Raw genomic sequence first — 19,079 nt, forward strand, 5'->3', positions numbered from 1 at the left:
CCTAATTATTTCTCCACATAAATAACTATTTATTATATATAGATAAAAGTATACATTAGCACGTAGAAAGTACGTATAGATTAACTTTTAATGAAAGAATCTATACTAGGCTATTTACATTTATATTATAATGGTGGATGAGTCGTGGTTAGTAGAAGGCATCAGTTTGATCCTTGGAGACCCGGTGTTAGGGAGGCAATGTTTTGGAGACCACTGGGAGATGGAAGAGTAGTCTGTAATCTATGCCATAAGAGATGCATTATTGTGCCGGGAGCTTTTGGTGCTTGTGGTGTTAGATACAATCATAATGGAAAACTTTATACATTGGTATACGGCTTATTAACAGCTGCAAATCCAGATCCCATTGAGAAGAAGCCATTAATGCATTTTAACCCTGGTGCATGCGTATTCTCAATATCAACGGCGGGATGTAATTTCTATTGTAGGTTTTGCCAGAACTGGGTTCTGAGCCAGTCGAGAATGGATAAAATATTTGGAGAACCATATGATCCAGAAGAAGTAGTAAAGTTAGCGATCGAGAATGGTTGCCAAGGCATAAGTTACACGTATAATGAACCAACAGTATTCTATGAGTTCATGTATGACACTGCTAAGCTAGCTAAGAAAGAAGGATTATTCAATACCATGGTTACGAATGGATACATGACGCCAGAAGCGATTAAGAAGTTAGGCCCATATATGGATGCTGCTACAGTTGATTTCAAGGGTGGGGGGAACAAGGAGTTTTATAGGAAATTCATGGGAGTACTAGATCCAGAGCCTATATTCGACTCTATACTTGCAATGAAGAAGGAGGGATGGTGGATTGAAATAACAAATCTCGTCGTCCCCCAATACGGTGATAAAGAAGAGGATATACGCAAACTTGCGAGATGGATTGTTGAGAATTTAGGAGATGAAACACCTTTTCACCTACTACGATTCCACCCAGACTATAAACTTCAAAATCTCCCACCAACACCTGTAGAAATCCTTGAGAAACTAGCTAAGATAGCTATGGAGGAGGGCCTTAAACATGTTTATATTGGTAACGTGTGGAATCACCCATTGGAGAACACATATTGTCCTAGATGCGGCGAACTAGTAGTTAAGCGGTTAGGCTTCTACATAGTTGATTGGAGGCTTAGCAAGGATTTCAAATGTCAACGTTGCGGATACAAATTAAACTTCAAAGGAAAATTCTGGGGTAGTAGGTCCCGGTTATTCCTTATATAGTGTAGGTGGTTGAAGAATTGCCATACTATATTGTTGTACTTGGAACAGCCGGTAGCGGCAAAACTACTTTGGCCTCAGCTCTCCAAGACTATCTCATTAATAACGGTATGGATACAGCTATAGTTAATCTCGATCCTGCTGTTGAAGTTCTACCTTACAAACCCGATGTTGACGCTAGAGAATATGTTAGCGCAAGAGAACTAATGAGAACACAGGGTCTAGGCCCGAATGGTGCATTAATAGCTGCTGTAGACATGTTAGCTCTTAGAATAGAAGAGTTAAAAGAGGAGGTATGGTCTCTTAAATCAAACTATATAATACTTGATACACCTGGTCAAATGGAGGTTTTTGCTTTCCGAGAAACAGGCCCAATAATAATTGATACTTTAATCGGTGAACATAAAGCTGCATCGTTGTTCCTCATAGATGTAGTATATGCTTCTAGGCCAAGTAACTATTTCTCAGCACTACTCTTATCCGCTAGTACCCAAGTTAGAATAGGTTTGCCACAAATCAATGTATTGACCAAAATAGATATGGTTCCAGAAAATATTATTTACGAGATCCTTTCATATCATGATGACCCAACTATCCTGGCAACAAAAGTAGCAAATGATAAAAAAGCCTCAATAATGTGGAGCGAGTCAGAAATTTTAGAGATATTAGAAAAACTTGTTTCCTCAGAAATTATACCCGTATCCTCTACTAAGCTTCTAGGATATAACAACCTTTATGCAGCCATACAAAGAGTTGTTGCCGGCGGAGAAGATTTCTATACTGAAGAGCCTTCAGAGAAACTATGACCAAATCCCTTATTTATTTATAAATAAATTATGCGTTTATAGAGAAAAACATTCTCGCAGGGTGCATGCTTATTGCTCGATAAATTCTTCAACCCTAAAAGCGTAGCTATAGTAGGCGCAACAATTAAGGAAGGCAAAGTTGGACGCGTAATAGTTGAAAACTTCAAGAAAAGATTTAAAGGCAAAATATACCCAGTAAATCCTAAATACGAAGAAGTTCTCGGATTAAAATGCTATCCTTCAGTGAAAGACATACCTGAACCTATTGATCTAGTTATAATAGTTGTTCCAGCCCCAGTAGTTCCACAGGTTCTTAGAGATGCCGGCGAGAAAGGTGTTAAAGCAGCAATTATCATAAGTGGTGGTTTCCGAGAAACAGGAACTGAAGAGGGTAAACGGTTAGAGGAGGAAGTTAAGAAAATCTCTATGGAATACGGTATTAGAATAATAGGGCCAAACTGTCTAGGAATATATGATAATTGGAGCGGCGTAGACACTTTCTTCTTGCCGGACGAGAAAATGATGAGGCCTAAGAAAGGATATATAAGCTTTATCAGTCAAAGCGGTGCATTCGCATCAGCACTACTTGATTGGATGGCTTATAGAAACATAGGCGTTTCTCGAGCAATAAGTTATGGAAACAAGATCGATGTAGATGATATAGATCTAATAGAGTATCTCGGAGAAGATGAAAAAACAAAGCTCATAATAATGTATCTAGAAGGATTAAAACCCGGGCGTGGAAGACTCTTCATTGATAAAGCGAGAAAAGTAGTAGAGAAGAAGCCGATAGTAATATATAAGGCTGGAAAAACAGCTAGAGGAAGTATGGCAGCTGCAAGCCATACTGCAGCATTAGCAGGAAATTACCAACTATATAAAGCAGCTATAAAACAGGCAGGCCTAATAGAGGCTTCAAGCTTTGATGAAATAATGGATTTATCAAAAACACTGTTAACTCAGCCTTTAATGAAGGGGAAAAGAGTATATATTGTAACAGATGCTGGCGGCGTAGGCGTAATGTTAACAGATGCATTGGCAAGCGAAGGCTTCGAGTTGCCGAGAACACCAGAAGATCTAAGAGGCGAGCTGAAAAAAATTCTACCACCTCACTGTATTGTCGAGAACCCAATAGATTTAACTGGTGATGCCGACGATGAACGCTATATTACCGTTCTCGAAAAACTTCTGCCTAGAAACGATGTTGACGCGGTTATAGTAGTTGCTCTTCCCCAAATTCCTGGGATAAGAGGAAAACTATTCGAATACCTCGTTGAGGCAAAGAGAAAATACAACAAACCAATGCTAATCATAATTATTGGGAGCAAAGAAGCAGAGAAGTTTAAAGCTTATCTTGAAGATAAGGGAATACCAGTATTTGAATCCCCTGAAAGAGCTGCAAGGGCATTGAAAGCCTTATACACGTACTCCATAATTAGAGGTGTTGCTCAAAAATAAAAAATGGGTTGATAAGAATGAATCCTAGAGAAATAATACAAAAAGCATATGAGGAAAAAAGAAGAAAACTATTAGAACACGAAGCATTCGAAATAATAAAAGCATATAATATTCCTGCACCCGAAACAGCAATCGCAAGATCTCTAGAAGAAGCAATTAAAATAGCTGAAAAAATAGGATATCCTCTTGTATTAAAAATAGTCTCACCAGATATTAGCCATAAAAGCGATGTTGGAGGAGTAATTCTCAATATTAAATCCAAAGAAGAACTTATCAAAGCATTCAATAAGATATACGAAAACGTATCTAAAAATGCTCCAGGAGCTAGAATCGTTGGAGTACTGATCCAGAAAATGGCTCCAAAAGGATTAGAAGTAATTATTGGTGGGTTACGAGACAACATATTCGGGCCCGTAGTAATGTTTGGTCTCGGAGGAATATTTGTTGAAGTATTAAAAGATGTATCATTTAGAATAGCACCATTAACCGAAGAAGATGCTTTTGAGATGATGAGTGAAATAAAGGCATCAAAACTATTGGAAGGCTATCGTGGACAGCCACCCGTGGATAAAAAATCATTAGCTAAAATAATATTATCTGTATCAAAACTATTAGAAGAAAACCCAGAGATTGAATCTATAGATTTAAACCCTGTAATGGCATATCCGGATAACGCAGTCGTCGTTGATGCTAGAATAATACTTAAAACTTAGAATTATCTAGGAATAGAATAATACAAATTCAACCTTAAGCTGTAGAAGGGTAATAATATGGATGCTAGCATAAATAGTTCAGTTGAGGATCCACAGAAAAAATTAGATATGATCAGTAATGAAATCAGCTTAGTCAGAAACCAGATAAGAGAGTTAAAGAAAGAAAGAATAATATTAATTTCTGAGCTAAAAGATCTAAGAACTCATAGAAGAAAATTAATAGATAGACTAAAAGAGCTTAGAGCTACTCTCAGAGAATACAATGATAAAAAGAAAAAGCTTATCGACGAAATACGCAAATACAGATCCGAGAAGCGAGAAAAGATCCAACAATTTAAGGAATTAATAAACCTTCTAAGAGAAAAAAGAGAACAACTACAGATCCTTGGCAAAGAAGTAAGACTGCCAATATCAGTTATTAGAAAGGAGATAGAAAGACTTGAGTGGATTCAGCAAACTAGGATTCTAAGCGTAGAAGAGGAAAATCAAATAATTAAAAAGATTCAGAGACTCGAAGAACTACTGGATAAAGCTCTTCAAATTAAAAAAGAAAAAAACGAATATTTAGAAATTCGTGCAATGATAACTAGTTTAAAACTTCAAATAAACGAGCTCAAAGATAAAATCAATAATATCAGTGAAAATATAAGTACTTTAGATGAGAAAATACGTTCTTTAAGGCAACAAATAGAAGAGCTTAATAAACAAGTAGAAGATATTAATGAGGAGATCGCCAAGAGACAGGAAAGAGTAAATAGTTTATCTAAACAAATAAATGAACTAATAGAGAAATTAAACAATCTAAGAGAAGAATATCAAAAAACAGTAAAGGAAATCGAGCATAGAAAGATCAAAGCGTTATTGATGGAAAAGCGTAAAAAAGTTATGGAAAAACTTAAGAAAGGAGAGAAAAGATTAACGCTGGAGGAGCTTAAGGTATTATATAGTGATACAGATGAGTTCTTCGAAGAATAAGAAAATACTAGTACTCGTCATTGATATAGATAATGATATAGGAGACGCTGGTTTATCATCTCCAATAGTCGGATACGAGAAAGTATTAGATAGTGTAATTCGTTTTGCTACCATAAAGCCTCAAGACTCCGACGTTAACGCGATTTTTTCTGGTTTATCAATATATAGAAAACTAGTAAGAGAAGGTTATGACGCTGAAATAGCTGTTGTTTCAGGCGATAAACGTGATACTGTTAAAGCATTTATGTTGATTAGTAACCAGCTATCTGCACTTAAAAAACAAATAGGTTTTACCCATATATACTTTGTTAGTGATGGAGCAAGTGATGAAAAAATTCTTCCGATAATATCAACTATTGCTCCAATAATAGGTGTTGAAAGAGTTATTGTTGAACAATCTAGAGGAATTGAAGAAACATATATTTTAATAGGACGATACATTAAAAAAGCCCTAAGCGAACAACCTTATGCAAGAATATTTTTGGGTATTCCAGGATTATTGATGATCTCAATTGTTGTATTATCAATTATTGGATTATCAAAATATATACTTGACGCTATACTTCTCCTCACCGGATCATATTTCTTTATCAGAGGCTTCGGAATAATAGATTCTATAATAAGTTCCTGGAGAAAATCACCAATTATAGGATTACTATATATGATCTCCGCAGGCTTTTTCTTATATGTATTCATTGTTCCCATCATTATAGTAATGACAACAGGATTTGTAATAGATGCACTAGTTGTTGTTCTCGACGCTATACTACTTCCATTAATGATAGGTGTTCTCTTATTATTTGGTGGAAGAATATTTCATAAATTAACCGAAAAAGAAGCACAAACCATGTGGAAAGAATCTGCGTTGCTAATACCCATTATATTATTCATTGTATTTTTAAACAGTTTTCTCAACCAACTGAGATCTCTTGGAAAAAATATGTCGATGTCACAGGTTATTATGTTATTGAATAATAGTTTTCTTAAAATGCAATTGATTTTAATAGTTCTAGTATCTATTGGTGTAGCTATTTTCTTCATAATATTTGATCTGTTATCAAAACATGAATTAGAACAACAATATTAGCGGCCGTACCTTCTTTCTCTACGCTGATAGCTTCTAATAGCTCTCCAAAAATCAATTTTTCTAAATTCCGGCCAGTATGCCTCACAGAAATATAATTCACTATAAGCAGATTGCCATAATAGGAAGTTGCTTATTCTGACTTCTCCGCTTGTCCTAATTATGAGGTCGGGATCGGGGCACCCGTTCGTATATAAATATCTCGAAAAGGTTTCCTCATTGATACTTTCAGGGTTTATTTTTCCGGATTGTGCATCTTTTACTATTTTTCTCACAGCATCAAGGATTTCTTGTCTCCCACCATAACATAGTGCAATATTTAATCTATATTCTCTATAATCCTTAGTTTGTTCCTCTATTTTCTTGGCAAGTTCAACTATATCCTTAGGAACTAGTTCGAGTCTACCGAAAACCTTGACCTGAATTTTTTTCTCGTGTATATCAGGCATATTCATTAGTTCTTGTAGTCCTTTCTTAACTATGTTAAACAAGTGTTCTCTTTCATCTAATGGTCTATATAGGCAGTTCTCACTTGACATAGCATAAACTGTCACGTATCGTATGTTTAATTCCCATATCCATTTTAAAACTTCTTTTATTCTCTGATATCCATATTCATGTCCTTGTTTAGGATCAAAACCTGATCTTTTAGCCCATCTCCTATTTCCATCAGGTATTATGCCTATATGGACAGGGAAAGGTCCGTTTTTTATTTGGAGCCAAAGCATTTTCTCATATATTTTGTAAATAGGTCTCATTAAAAATTTGCTAACACTAAATAAGCCTTTATTTATTCTCATTCTATCCATAAGAACCACTTTGCTAATGTAATTTTATCTTTTTCAATACTTACATATCTTAATAGATTTATAAATGTTGTAAAGATGGGTGTTTATTATGATGAAAGCAGTGATTGGATCTAGGAATAAAGCAAAAATAAACGGAGCACGTAAGGCTCTAGCTCTTCTAGGAATAGATTATGACAATATAGTCTCGATAGATGTTAACACACCTTTTCCTCAACCTATAGGTTTTAATGAAATCTTACTAGGAGCCATGATTAGGGCTTGGAGAGCTTATCAGTATATTAATGATGGATACGGAGTAGGTATTGAAGCAGGAGTAATAAGACTTGGAGATTACATGTTATCGGGCCAAGTAGCTGTCGTAGTTGATGGTAAGCACTATAGTCTTGGAACTAGTGGATTCTTTTCCTTACCCGAGAACATCTCGGATCAAATTCTAAAACGTATGGAGTTAAAAAACGTAATGCGAAGGATTACAGGTGTTAAGGAAATAAGTGAAACAATAGGTGCAATAGGGTATCTTTCCAACGGATTCATAACTAGAGGGGACTTATCATTTGAAGCAGTATTGAATGCAATACTTCCCTGGATCAACAAAGACCTTAATTATGGGCTAAAACCAATTGAGTACTTATGGGAAACTTTAAAAAAAGCAAATATTAATCCATAAATATCCATAGCTAATAGAGAAGCCCATATGTGGTGACAAGTTGTGGCTTGGTATCAAGGTAATGATTTAAGAAAACCTACCGGCGGAAAGAAAACAAGGCATAGAAAGAAAAGAAAACATGAACTTGGAAGACCGCCTACCATGACGAGATTCTCAGTTAAGGAAGCACAAAAAATAATAAGGGTTCGTGGAGGAAATCTTAAGATCAGATTAAAGAGAGCTGTATATGTAAATGTTGCTGTTCCGAATGAAGGAAAAGTAACGAAAACAAGAATATTAGAAGTTGTAGAAACTCCATCTAATCCACAATATGCTAGAGGAAACTATATTACTAAAGGAACAATTGTAAGGACAGAGTTAGGACTAGTAAAGATAACGTCTAGACCGGGACAAGATGGAGTATTAAATGGTATACTATTAGAGAAATAATGATAATTTATGGTAATATTGAGAAAAACCCTGGCCTATAGGCGATTATTAATAAGACTGGTGATCTTTTGAGCCGAGATTATAAAGGGAAAAAAATAGTGATATATCCTCAATACATAGATTCAAGCATACCTCGTAGTCGAGGGCGTAGAATTCCTAGAAATATAGCAATACCTAAACCTAGAATAGAGGAAATAATTGAAGCAGCAGAGGAACTCGGCTTAAACCCTAAATACGAAGAATCAGCGTATCCAAAACATTGGTGGATAAAGGGACGTATAGTTGTTGATAAGGTTGGTTCTAAACTGAATACTCTAAAACTTATTGCACAAAAGATCAAAGATCTAAGAAAGTAATAATTATAGTAATACCATTTTATTTAAATAATCAATGAAATTTTACAATAATACTATTAAAACTATACCAGCTTATACCATGAGCCCTTAAGTTTAACTATACTTTTAAAGAAAGTAGATAAAAATGGTAATACCCCTCCCCCATACTTTTAAATGGTGAAATTATGAAAAAGCTTGGAGAAATAGTTACTAAGACAAAGGATAATTTGTTAATAGTGAAAAGCTATGTGAAAGACCCACGTAGATTAGTTGGTGCACTAGTTTATGATAGCTCTCTTAGAAGAATAGGACGTATTGTTGATGTTATTGGAAGAGTTGATCAACCACATGTTGTTGTAAAACCCGAAAGTAAGGAAATACTCGATTTCATAGATTTAGGTATTACGTACTATTATGTTAAAGAAAGGAAGAGATCTTCTAGACAAACAAGGGGTAAGGGTAAGAAAAAACGGGGCGGAAAATCTAGTAGGAGGGGGAGGGGTAGAGGAGCTCGTAGAGGGGTTTAATATTGAAGTATGAACATAATCAACTAGTTTGCCCATATTGTGGAAGCCACTCGGTTATTTTTGATTATGAAACAAATGAATATGTTTGTACACGATGCGGTGCTGTAATAGAAGATCATCTAATAGATCATGGTTTCGAGCATAGATACATTGATAATTTTGAAAATGCTAGAACAAGTGGTTCATATACTTTTAGAGTTCATGACTCTGGAATAGGTAGTACAGAATTCAAAGCTAGATACGCAGGTAAATGGTTAAATATGAGCAGGCTCCAGAAGAAAATCAGAGTAGAGAAAAGGAATAAGATAGTTGAAAAAGCTCTCCGTCACCTAAACAATTATATTAGAATACTTAATCCACCTAAATATGTTTCAGAAACTGCAGGCTTGATCCTACAGAAATCTGTTGAGGGTAAAAACTATAAAGATAAGACATTGAAGCTATTAGCAATAGCCTCTCTTTATATAGCTTATAAAGTTCATGGAATACCTAAATCAGCTAAGATGTTTGCTAAAGAGCTAGGGATCACTCTAAAAGATTTATGGCGTGCTGAAAAAAAGATACATGATAATGTTAAAGACATTAACAAAATGATAAAGAAAGATGAACCAGAAAACTATGTCCCCTATATAGTTAATAGATTATCATTATCGGAACGAGTCCAGTATCTTGCTAATTACATTATACAATTATCCAAAAAAGCTGGATTAAACAATGGAAAAAGCTCGGTCGGGCTAGCGACTGCTGCAGTATATATTGCATCAATTCTCCTTAACGAAAAAAGAACACAAATAGATGTTGCCAAAACAGTAAATGTAACAGATGTTACTATTAGGAATAGATATAGTGATATAGTTAGATCCTTTGATATAACTATAAGTATATAGATTTTTTCCCATATACTTCCCATTTCTACTAAACAATGTAAAGACAAAAAATATAATGTATACTGCTTAAATCATTAATGGTAAAAAATAATGCTATATCCAGATCGAACTATCATCGCTGGTAAGAGCTGATCAAGGAGGATAAATCAATATGCCGCGAAGACTAAGCGAGCTAGATAAGAAGATATACAAGTATGCATTAAAGTTTGGTAAAAAAGGCATACCACAAAATGTTTTATGGAAAGAACTAGGTATAACTAGTAGAGACGCTTCTCGTTCATTGAAAAAGCTCGAAGAACTAGGATTTGTTGAGAGAATACCAATAGTTCATAATGGTAGAAAGACTTTCCGAATTATAGCTATACCTAAACCTATTGAGGAATTTGAAGAGAAAAAGGAGAAGATTATTGAGAAACCGCTTCTCGATATTAGAAAGTTTCTAGATATACCATGTCTTTCATGTCCTTACATAGATAAGTGTTATGAAGGAGGATACTATGATCCAGTAATATGTGACTGGTTAACTGAATGGTTAGAGAAGGAGATAGCTAAACGTAGGGCTAGGAAGAAATAAGTCTGTGTAGGTCTCTTATATCTGCATTCGTCCTTATCCCTCTTGGATCGAAATGTGTTCTATAAGCTAGGTATCCTAATTCACGGATCTTTTCTATAAAATCATTAATTGGAGGCTGATTTTTCTTATGCAAGCCGAATAGTTTATCATATCGTATATATGGTTTATTTATTGTAATGTCTGGTTCTATTTTGTTTAATAACTCTATAGTTTCTTTACTTAGAAATGACATGTTATTTATATTAGAGATCATTTTTTGAAGAAATATTTTGTTGCCTAATTCACATATCCATAAAGGACCGATAATTTCTGGTTTCTCATTGTTAGAGCATATTATATTGTCAATAGGTTCTTTTGTGAAGCCTCTCTCTAACGTTGATCTACAATACCATAGATAGCCTCTACACTTATCTATTATTTCATATGATTTTCTACCTGTTCTCTCTGCTTGAAAAATCGCTCTATAATAGTGTTTATGACTATAGCTTATCAACGGATATAATGCTACATCGAGGCTTGCCGCTCTAAATACTATATTATATAATAATATTCTAAGCCCTAATTCACGTGAGAAATCTGTTTTTATGCATCTAATACCATATCTTCTTAAAGCTTTGTTTTTATGACTACAATTAAGCGGACCTGTATCAGTAGCGGTAATGCCTAAAAGAGATTTCTTTCCCAAAGGTTTAACTGCGGAATCAATAAATGGTATGGGAGATCCGTAAGGATCTATATCTATATAATCTATGGATAACCCTGAAAAAGTTAAACTGTTAAGTAAGGCATTAGCTTCATGTAAACAAGGAAAGACTTTATCCATAACTTTATTCAAGATTATATTTCGCCTAATATAGTAGTAGGATATAGGATCTACATCATTGATTATACCTGTACCATTAGTTTCTAAAGCTAATCTTAATCCTCTTACACCGGTTCCACCGAGAGGTTCTACAAAATAATATTCTTTTCCTTTAAAATAGGAGAAAGTTACAAGAGAAGCTATGTCTCTATTAACACGCATTATTGGATTATAGAAAACAGGTGACCAAGCAGGCTCATATGTGCCATCAGGCCTTTTAAACAGTTCTCTATTTGGAATAACTATTTTTACGGCTCCTTCAAATATTATTTCTTCCCAAGAAAAGATATCTAAGCTCAATATTTACACCGCACAGAATTATTTATTTTTTAATAATTTGTTTGATTTCCATGACAATTTTCTGAGGAAGCACTTTATTTAATAAATCCCTGTTATGTTCTGTTAAAACATATTTTTCATTTTCTACCCTATAGATCTTGTCAAGAATTGAAGGGTCACGTAGTCTATAATGTATAACTAATATTTTTGGCTTATCAGAGTTGAGAACTTGTTCAAGCATAGTTCTGAAAACATGTATTTTAAGCTCCATTGGTCCTATTTCATCTATTCCAATAACGTCTGCTTTTTCCAATGCTTTTCTAAGTGCTTCTCTTATGATTCGACTGGATTCATCCAATACTATTCCATATTTACCTACTTTAATTGTCGAGTAATAATTTCTTTTAGCTAACCATCCTTCCTCATTGCTCATTAAATCAATTATTTTAAAACCTATTCTAAAACCCTTAGAGTCCCTGACTTCGGGACTTTTTATTCCTCCAACAATTATACCTGACTTTCTAAGAGTATTAATTATATTGTTAAAAAGCGTGGATTTGCCTATGCCAGGCCTACCTGTTATAATATAATTTTTCATAATAATCTATCCCGTTAAAATAGGGTTTCTTCTAGATATTTCTTTATTTCCTTTACATCGTCTATGTTGCGAATAATTATTTCTTTCGATCCAGTTATCCTAGCTATTCTTGTGGCTTCTTCAACTTTTACTCTTATTTTTTCAGGGTCTTTCCTATAGTTAATTATGGATATTGGGTTTCTGGCTCCTTTTAATACATAATCGATGGGTGTTCTCAATAGCTTGTACAGTTTTAATCCTCTAAGACTACATGCTCTATATAGTAGTTCTTCTATTTTATTTCTAGGAGAAAATTCTTCTTTAACCTCTATCTTCTCGGGTTTGAACAGGTCAACGGGCTTGAAAACATCTATTCCCATAATTTCAGCTATTTTTATAGCGGTATTTATTGTTACACCTATTTTACCATGTTCGTAATTATAGATGGCTTTACGTGTTACACCTATTTTATCGGCTAGCTCGCCTAAGCTTAGGCCTAGTTCTATTCGTTTTTCCCGGAATTTCTCCGGGTTTATTCTTACCAAATAGTTTCCTTGAGCCTCATATACTAGTGGTTTTTCGTTTTTGATAACGTATTTTTCCAGTAATTCCTCGTTGACAACATTTATACCTTTTCTCTTATATACTACTTCTGGATCCATTTCCTTCTTTCTATATTTTCTAGAAACTACTATTGAGGATGCATTGTATGCTTGTGATGCTTTTTTTAAATCACTCACTTCTATATCGGATATGTGTGTTGCATCAACGGTTACTTTGATCATGATGCGGGAGTTATTGTATAAACCTATAACATCTATTGATCGCTTATTTTCCGGATAATTTATATTTTCAACTACGAAACCGGCTTTCTTCAAATTCCTCAAAATATTATCAAGAATTTCTTCAAGCACTTTCTTCTGCATATTTACAGATCCCCTTTTAAATACAAGGCAGGATTCTCTATTTAAAAAAGTATTTAAAACCATTTAATAGTTTTATTTCCGCTTATATCTTGCATATACCATTGCATGGTCTTTATCATATGGTTCCAGGTGAACTACGTCTATTATTTCGAATCCGCGTTCTTTTAAGGTGTTTATTTCTCTCCTATATATCTCGCTAGGTTCTTTCGTTACATCTATGCTTCTAGCTTTTATAGCCAACAATAAGTACCCGTTATCTTTAAGGAAGTAGTCGGCATTATCAGCTACTATAGCGGCTTGTTCTGGTTGTGCAATATCTGCATATATTCCATCAACCATTTCTACTAGGTGTCTGTATTCCTTTGGTTTTCTAGCGTCGCCTAGTATGGGATATAAGTTTTTACGAATATCTGCAACTAGGACAAATTCTCTCATAACACGAGGTGCAAACTCTACACTAAATATTCTACCGGTTGGACCTACAATATCTGAGATATGGCTTGCAGTTGTTCCTGTCGCCACACCTAGGTAGAGAATTGAATGTCCTTCACGGATTGGTTGTTCAGCTAATCCGTTGGCAAGTGCCCCTGCTAATTTGCTTCTGTAAAGATTCCATTCACGATATTCTTCTCCACCCCATCTATAGAGTCTTTCCCCATAAACTCTATGTCCTGGGACCAAGTTTTTGGTTGCAAGCTTAACGCTTCCATCCTCTAATTCAACAATGTATACTCCATAGTATTTCTCGTGAGGCTTAATATTTACTACTTGAGACATACATTTTCACCTCCTAAAACTTATCTTCTCCTACCTTTCCTTCTACGTCCTTTACCTCTTCTTCTAGGACGAGGCTTCTCCTCTTTCTTCCTTGCCGGAGGCTTTGCATATAGTTTCTTAATCTCCTCTATTCTCTTATCAAGTTCTTCTTTTAGTTTATCCCCGATAAATCTTCCTGTGAAATAGTCTACTTTAGCAGCTATTGCTAGTTTTGCCGCTAGTGCACGAGCAATTTTTCCTCTCTGCCATCTCGGGCTACGATGTATTGCTGGGAACTGGAAGATTACTCCATGTTTTGGCGGTTTACCGCCGGTTCTTAGTGCTCTGAACAATGCTTTCTCTGCTCCTAATACCTGTATCGTGCTTGCCGGTAGTTTAGCTAGGTTCTCTAATCCTCCAGCTAGGCTTAGTAGTCTAGCTCCTAGTTTTGGCCCTACTAGCGCCGTTATGTTTGGTGCTACCTCCTTCATGATCGCTTCAATGTATCCTTCAAGGGTTTCTCTTAGTTTATAGAGGTCTAAAATTATTCCTGCAAGTGTCTTTATATATTCTATATCGAAATCGCTTAGATCAGCACCCATACTTTTCTTTGCTACTTCAGCTATCTTCTTAGCTTTTTCCTCACTAAATCCAAGCTTCTTTAGGTTTTCTACTGTTATGTTGTCTCTATGGCCTAGTTCATAAACTATTCTAGCATAGTCAGAATGTTCTCTAACTAGTTCATCTAGTTCTGGGAAGTGTAAACTATACCATTCTCTTAAACGTGCGACATATAGGTTGATTGTTTTATCAATATCGTCTATTGCTCTAATAGCTTGTACAGCTAACAAGTCTCTTTTCTGTGCAGCTCTCCTTAGCTTTCTACGTGTAAGTTCAAGCATTATATCATGTAGTTTAGTATAGAATTCTTCTTTATCCTTTGCAAAACCAGTTTCTATAGCATAATCAACTATTTTTTCTCTCAGTACTTGTGCACCTAAATGCCCTATCTCAACCAGTGGTTCCAGCCCTAATGATGCGACATGTTTTCCTGTCTCAGTTGTTTCAACAACAACTGTGTCGAAACCATCTTCTTTAAGTTTTAATAAAACCTCTTTTAGCTGAGGCGTTTCTTCTCCTCTCTCAATTTTTAACAAATACTCAACATTATCATCTAAACTTGTTGGTGCAAGAGATTTAGCAACTACTTCTCCTTTATCATTGAATGCATATACGCCTATAACCGATTCAGCCAGGTATGCTTTCTTCATCACCTATCACCATACCTAATAGATCACATACATAAACACCAATATTTAAATATCCCTAAAATATAAAGCATTATTTAAGTATATTAGTTTTTGAGACAAAAATATTATATGGTGACTATATAAAATGCCAAGCCACGGATCGCTTACAAAGGCCGGAAAAGTCAGGAGTCAAACACCAAAAATACCTCCAAAGCCCAAGAAGAACAAGCCTCCCAGAATGAGGAATAGATGGGAGTATATTAGAAGAATAGTTCTAGCCGCTCAACAACAATCCTTCTATAGGAGAAGAAGGTAAATGTTTTTGGAACTTTATAAGTTTCAACACAGAATTATTTATTGATCTTCAACATTATGGTTTAGAAACAAAACTATTCTTTTACTAGATTAGCATATTTCTGTTAACTAAATATTTAATTGCAATATTTCTATCCCCTTAATATAGGTGGAGGGGTTTTATTGTGGATATGGATGAGTATCTTGGTTATAAAGGATACATTGCTAGAATTCTTAGAGAAATAGGTGCAGAAGTCGGTGACAGAATAAGGATCTCTACTGAGAAAAGGATCTTTGAAGGAATACTCATGCCTAGAGAGGCATTATATGGTGAGAAACCATTCATTATCATAAAACTTGATAACGGCTATAATATAGGTATACGAATTTCTGGTAAGGAAAAAATTGAGGTATTGGAGAAAAGAAAGAAGAGAATAGTGAAGACTCATATTTTCAGGAAGCAGAAAAAAGATCTTCCCAGGATAGTTTTACTGAGTACTGGTGGAACTATTGTTTCAAAAGTAGATTATGAAACAGGCGCTGTCAAGCCCGCTCTTAGTGTTGATGAATTATTAGAGTGGATTCCTGAGATTAGTAACATTGCGTTTATCGATGCAAAAGAAATTCTAAGCGTGTTCTCAGAAGACATCACTCCTAGCCACTGGGAAAAAATCGCTTCTGAAATATATAATGAAATGATAAACGGTGTCGATGGAGTAGTTATCGCACACGGCACAGATATGATGGCTTATACAGCGGCAGCAATGGCATTTGCTATAAAGAATAAACCTGTACCAATAGTTTTTGTAGGTGCTCAGAGAAGCAGTGATAGGCCAAGTACAGATTCTGCTTTTAACTTAAAAGCAGCGTTTCTAGTAGCAGCTAAAGCACCCTTTGCTGAATCAGTCATTGTAATGCATGGTGAAACCAGTGATACATATGCTTTAGCTCATAGAGGTGTGAAAGTGAGGAAAATGCATACTAGCAGACGTGATGCTTTCCAATCCATAAATGATTATCCATTAGCCATAATATATCCCGATAAGAACGAAGTAAAAATTATTAATAAAATAATTGAGTTCAGAGATAAAGATAAGGATCCCATTCTTGAGAATAAGTTTGATGATAAAGTTGTAATGATAAAAGCGTATCCAGGATTTCAGCCGGAGATAATTGATTTATTGGTTGATAAAGGTTTTCATGGAATAATCATTGAGGGTTCGGGTCTGGGACACATATCTAATAGAGTAATTGATTCAATTAAGCGAGCAATAGAGGAAGAAATACCTGTTGTAATGACTAGTCAATGCTTGTTTGGAAGAGTTAATATGCATGTATATAGTACTGGGCGTAAACTACTTAGTGTAGGCGTTATACCTGGTTCGGATATGTTACCCGAAACAGCTTATGTTAAGTTGTCATGGATACTTGGCTCTAAGACTAGGGATTTAAAAGAAATACGTAGATTAATGACCACGAATATAGTGGGAGAGATCAATTCTAGGCTAACAATAAATCTTTATCCGAGGTGGCCTATATGAGTAGTGAAAAACTTAACTATAGCGAGCTCGGCTTAAAAGTAGGATTGGAAATCCATATACAGCTTGATACAGCACATAAATTATTCTGTAACTGTCCAACTAAGCTTGTCGAAGAAGAAGCTGAGGATGTGTTCATTAGAGAACTAAGACCTGCTAGAAGTGAATTGGGAGAAGTAGATATTGCAGCATTACTTGAATGGGAGAAGGGTAGAAAATACGAGTATCACGCTCCTCGTTCATCTTCATGTCTTGTAGAAGCAGATGAGGAGCCTCCCCATGAGATAAATAGGGAAGCATTAATCACGGCTGTAGCTGTTGCAAAAGCTCTCAACATGTATGTAGTTGATGAAGTACATGTAATGAGGAAAGTAGTTATTGATGGAAGTAACACTTCGGGTTTTCAGAGAACTGCTATAATCGCATTAGACGGTTATATTATGGATAGAGATAAGAAAATAGGTATACAAACACTGTGCTTAGAGGAAGATGCAGCCAGAAAAATTGGTGAGAAGAAAGATAAGGTTCAATACAAACTTGACAGGCTTGGAATACCACTAATAGAAATAGCTACAGCACCCGATATAAACGATCCAGAAGAAGCTGAAAGAATAGCTTTCAAGATAGGACAACTTGTACGTTTAACTGGTAAAGCTAAGAGAGGTCTTGGAACAATAAGACAGGACTTAAATGTTTCAATTAAAGAAGGTGCTAAGATAGAAATAAAAGGTGTACAACACCTCTACCTAATATCTAGAGTTGTTGAATACGAGGCTCTTAGACAGAAGAAACTATTAGAAATACGTGATGAGTTAAGAAAAAGAAATATTTCTCCAAGCGATATAAGTGGTAAAATATTTGATGTAACCGATGTTTTTAAGAATACTAAATCCAAGATCATAAGGAGAGTTATAAATAGGAAGGATCATGGAGTATTCGCAGTTATACTGCCGGGGTTTAAGGGATTACTTGGTAAAGAATTACAACCAGGACGCAGATTTGGAACAGAACTAGCAGATTATGCTAGAGTATGGGGTGGTGTAGGCGGGTTATTTCACACAGATGAATTACCAGCCTATGGCATATCGTCTAGTGAGGTTGAAGAGCTTTATAAAAAACTAAATGCTGTTCCATCGAGAGATGCAATTGTTTTGGTTGCTGATGAAAAATCGAAAGCGTATAAAGCATTGAACGCTGTAATTAACCGAGCTAAACAAGCCTTTATAGGAGTGCCTGAGGAAACAAGAGCGGCTAATCCAGATGGAACAACAAAATATATGAGGCCTAGGCCAGGATCAGCTAGAATGTATCCGGAAACAGATATACCACCTGTTGAAATAACGGAGGAAATACTTAGAGAAGCAGATAAGATTGTGCCTGAGCCCCTAGATGTTAAGCTGAAAAGATTCATTGAAGAATATGGTTTAAGCAGAGAATTAGCATATGCTATAATAAATGATCTCAGGTTAGATCTGTTTGAGAAATTAGTAGTAAAATATAAGGATAAAATACCTGCATCCCTAATTGCTTCAACCTTAACTAATACATTAAAAATGCTTAAAGGCGAAGGAACACCTATTGAGAACATATCTGATGAAGATATTGAAGGAGTTCTAGACAAAGTGGCTAATCGAGAAATAGCTAAAGAAGCAATTCCTCAAATTCTAGATTATATTGCCAGAAACCCTGGTACAACAATAGATGAAGCGATAGAAAAGCTAGGATTTAAAAAACTAAGCATGGAAGAGCTTAATGAAATCATTGATAAGGTAATAAAGGAGAATATTGATAAGATCATGCAGAAGCCAGATAAAGCATTCAAGATCGTTATGGGAAGTGTTATGAAAATAGTTAGAGGAAAAATTGATGGTAAAACTGTGGCTGAAAAAGTTAAGGAGAAACTATCAGAGCTTAGCAGATAAACTACAATAGTCCAATTAATGATTATTAAATACTAGTAATAGCGGCGATGACGAGTACTCCCGACAATGATTCTAGGTGATTAGAAGGCATTTGTCTGAGCCGTTAACAATGTATTACCATATAATTAGATGATGATTATCCCCAAGATGAGCCTTATTATTAGGCGATGAATAATGC

General features: G+C 35.2%; 21 protein-coding genes. 15 read left to right on the forward strand and 6 right to left on the reverse strand.

Annotated elements, in window-relative coordinates:
* The first annotated feature begins 198 nt into the window (after window positions 1–198).
* The 6 genes from amrS (at window position 199) to SMAR_RS06480 (ending at window position 6,272) form a co-directional block, all read left to right on the forward strand.
* On the forward strand, window positions 199–1,236 hold the full coding sequence (amrS, locus tag SMAR_RS06455) for an AmmeMemoRadiSam system radical SAM enzyme (RefSeq protein ID WP_052833943.1): 1,038 nt from the start codon (window positions 199–201) through the stop codon (window positions 1,234–1,236).
* 17 nt (window positions 1,237–1,253) lie between these two features.
* Window positions 1,254–2,039: an ATP/GTP-binding protein gene (locus tag SMAR_RS06460; RefSeq protein WP_011839523.1), complete on the forward strand. Its 786-nt coding sequence runs from the start codon at window positions 1,254–1,256 to the stop codon at window positions 2,037–2,039.
* A 72-nt stretch (window positions 2,040–2,111) separates the two neighbouring features.
* Entirely contained in the window at window positions 2,112–3,497 is a 1,386-nt protein-coding gene (locus SMAR_RS06465; RefSeq protein ID WP_011839524.1) for an acetate--CoA ligase family protein, read from the forward strand.
* A gap of 17 nt (window positions 3,498–3,514) precedes the next feature.
* A complete protein-coding gene (locus tag SMAR_RS06470; RefSeq protein WP_011839525.1) occupies window positions 3,515–4,210 on the forward strand; it encodes an acetate--CoA ligase family protein in 696 nt (231 codons plus the stop codon).
* A gap of 57 nt (window positions 4,211–4,267) precedes the next feature.
* The gene (locus SMAR_RS06475) at window positions 4,268–5,185 is read left to right on the forward strand and encodes a coiled-coil protein (protein ID WP_011839526.1); all 918 of its coding nucleotides are present in this window, start codon (window positions 4,268–4,270) and stop codon (window positions 5,183–5,185) included.
* Entirely contained in the window at window positions 5,166–6,272 is a 1,107-nt protein-coding gene (locus SMAR_RS06480) for a DUF373 family protein (RefSeq protein WP_011839527.1), read from the forward strand. The genes SMAR_RS06475 and SMAR_RS06480 overlap by 20 nt, the downstream gene beginning before the upstream one ends.
* Here the strand turns inward: SMAR_RS06480 and uppS are convergent.
* Window positions 6,269–7,078 (reverse strand): polyprenyl diphosphate synthase, encoded by an 810-nt coding sequence (uppS, locus tag SMAR_RS06485; RefSeq protein ID WP_011839528.1) that lies wholly within the window; start codon window positions 7,076–7,078, stop codon window positions 6,269–6,271. The genes SMAR_RS06480 and uppS overlap by 4 nt on opposite strands.
* An 88-nt stretch (window positions 7,079–7,166) precedes the next feature.
* Between uppS and yjjX the strand changes: the two genes are divergently transcribed.
* From yjjX to SMAR_RS06515, 6 genes are all read left to right on the forward strand, one after another.
* Window positions 7,167–7,745, forward strand: coding sequence for an inosine/xanthosine triphosphatase (gene yjjX / locus SMAR_RS06490; RefSeq protein ID WP_011839529.1), 579 nt, complete (start codon window positions 7,167–7,169; stop codon window positions 7,743–7,745).
* A gap of 42 nt (window positions 7,746–7,787) precedes the next feature.
* Window positions 7,788–8,174: a 30S ribosomal protein S8e gene (locus SMAR_RS06495; RefSeq protein WP_011839530.1), complete on the forward strand. Its 387-nt coding sequence runs from the start codon at window positions 7,788–7,790 to the stop codon at window positions 8,172–8,174.
* 68 nt (window positions 8,175–8,242) lie between these two features.
* Window positions 8,243–8,530 carry a signal recognition particle protein Srp19 gene (locus SMAR_RS06500; RefSeq protein ID WP_011839531.1) on the forward strand — a complete coding sequence of 96 codons (288 nt, stop codon included), beginning with the start codon at window positions 8,243–8,245 and terminating at the stop codon, window positions 8,528–8,530.
* Window positions 8,531–8,694: 164 nt separating this feature from the next.
* Window positions 8,695–9,036, forward strand: a complete 342-nt coding sequence (locus SMAR_RS06505) for an H/ACA ribonucleoprotein complex subunit GAR1 (protein ID WP_011839532.1) — start codon at window positions 8,695–8,697, stop codon at window positions 9,034–9,036.
* 2 nt (window positions 9,037–9,038) lie between these two features.
* On the forward strand, window positions 9,039–9,923 hold the full coding sequence (locus SMAR_RS06510; protein WP_011839533.1) for a transcription initiation factor IIB: 885 nt from the start codon (window positions 9,039–9,041) through the stop codon (window positions 9,921–9,923).
* Between the two features lie 151 nt (window positions 9,924–10,074).
* Entirely contained in the window at window positions 10,075–10,497 is a 423-nt protein-coding gene (locus tag SMAR_RS06515; RefSeq protein ID WP_011839534.1) for a helix-turn-helix transcriptional regulator, read from the forward strand.
* On the opposite strand, the gene SMAR_RS06520 is transcribed toward SMAR_RS06515, so the two are convergent.
* From SMAR_RS06520 to SMAR_RS06540, 5 genes are all read right to left on the reverse strand, one after another.
* Window positions 10,484–11,659: a tRNA (guanine(26)-N(2))-dimethyltransferase gene (locus SMAR_RS06520; RefSeq protein WP_011839535.1), complete on the reverse strand. Its 1,176-nt coding sequence runs from the start codon at window positions 11,657–11,659 to the stop codon at window positions 10,484–10,486. The genes SMAR_RS06515 and SMAR_RS06520 overlap by 14 nt on opposite strands.
* A 22-nt stretch (window positions 11,660–11,681) precedes the next feature.
* Window positions 11,682–12,236 (reverse strand): NTPase, encoded by a 555-nt coding sequence (locus SMAR_RS06525; RefSeq protein ID WP_011839536.1) that lies wholly within the window; start codon window positions 12,234–12,236, stop codon window positions 11,682–11,684.
* A 14-nt stretch (window positions 12,237–12,250) separates the two neighbouring features.
* Window positions 12,251–13,141 carry a transcriptional regulator gene (locus tag SMAR_RS06530; protein ID WP_011839537.1) on the reverse strand — a complete coding sequence of 297 codons (891 nt, stop codon included), beginning with the start codon at window positions 13,139–13,141 and terminating at the stop codon, window positions 12,251–12,253.
* A gap of 72 nt (window positions 13,142–13,213) precedes the next feature.
* Window positions 13,214–13,918 (reverse strand): fibrillarin-like rRNA/tRNA 2'-O-methyltransferase, encoded by a 705-nt coding sequence (locus SMAR_RS06535; protein WP_011839538.1) that lies wholly within the window; start codon window positions 13,916–13,918, stop codon window positions 13,214–13,216.
* 20 nt (window positions 13,919–13,938) lie between these two features.
* The gene (locus SMAR_RS06540; RefSeq protein ID WP_011839539.1) at window positions 13,939–15,168 is read right to left on the reverse strand and encodes a hypothetical protein; all 1,230 of its coding nucleotides are present in this window, start codon (window positions 15,166–15,168) and stop codon (window positions 13,939–13,941) included.
* A gap of 124 nt (window positions 15,169–15,292) precedes the next feature.
* On the opposite strand from SMAR_RS06540, the gene SMAR_RS06545 reads away from it, so the two are divergent.
* The 3 genes from SMAR_RS06545 to gatE all read left to right on the forward strand — a co-directional run bounded on the left by SMAR_RS06545 (window position 15,293) and on the right by gatE (window position 18,901).
* Complete coding sequence (locus SMAR_RS06545; protein ID WP_011839540.1) at window positions 15,293–15,463, forward strand: 30S ribosomal protein S30e; 171 nt, start codon at window positions 15,293–15,295, stop codon at window positions 15,461–15,463.
* A 169-nt stretch (window positions 15,464–15,632) separates the two neighbouring features.
* Complete coding sequence (gatD, locus tag SMAR_RS06550; RefSeq protein WP_011839541.1) at window positions 15,633–16,982, forward strand: Glu-tRNA(Gln) amidotransferase subunit GatD; 1,350 nt, start codon at window positions 15,633–15,635, stop codon at window positions 16,980–16,982.
* Window positions 16,979–18,901, forward strand: coding sequence for a Glu-tRNA(Gln) amidotransferase subunit GatE (gene gatE / locus SMAR_RS06555; protein WP_011839542.1), 1,923 nt, complete (start codon window positions 16,979–16,981; stop codon window positions 18,899–18,901). The genes gatD and gatE overlap by 4 nt, the downstream gene beginning before the upstream one ends.
* Window positions 18,902–19,079 lie beyond the last annotated feature (178 nt).

The organism is Staphylothermus marinus F1, assembly GCF_000015945.1.
In the GTDB taxonomy this organism is placed as follows: Archaea; Thermoproteota; Thermoprotei_A; order Sulfolobales; family Desulfurococcaceae; genus Staphylothermus; species Staphylothermus marinus.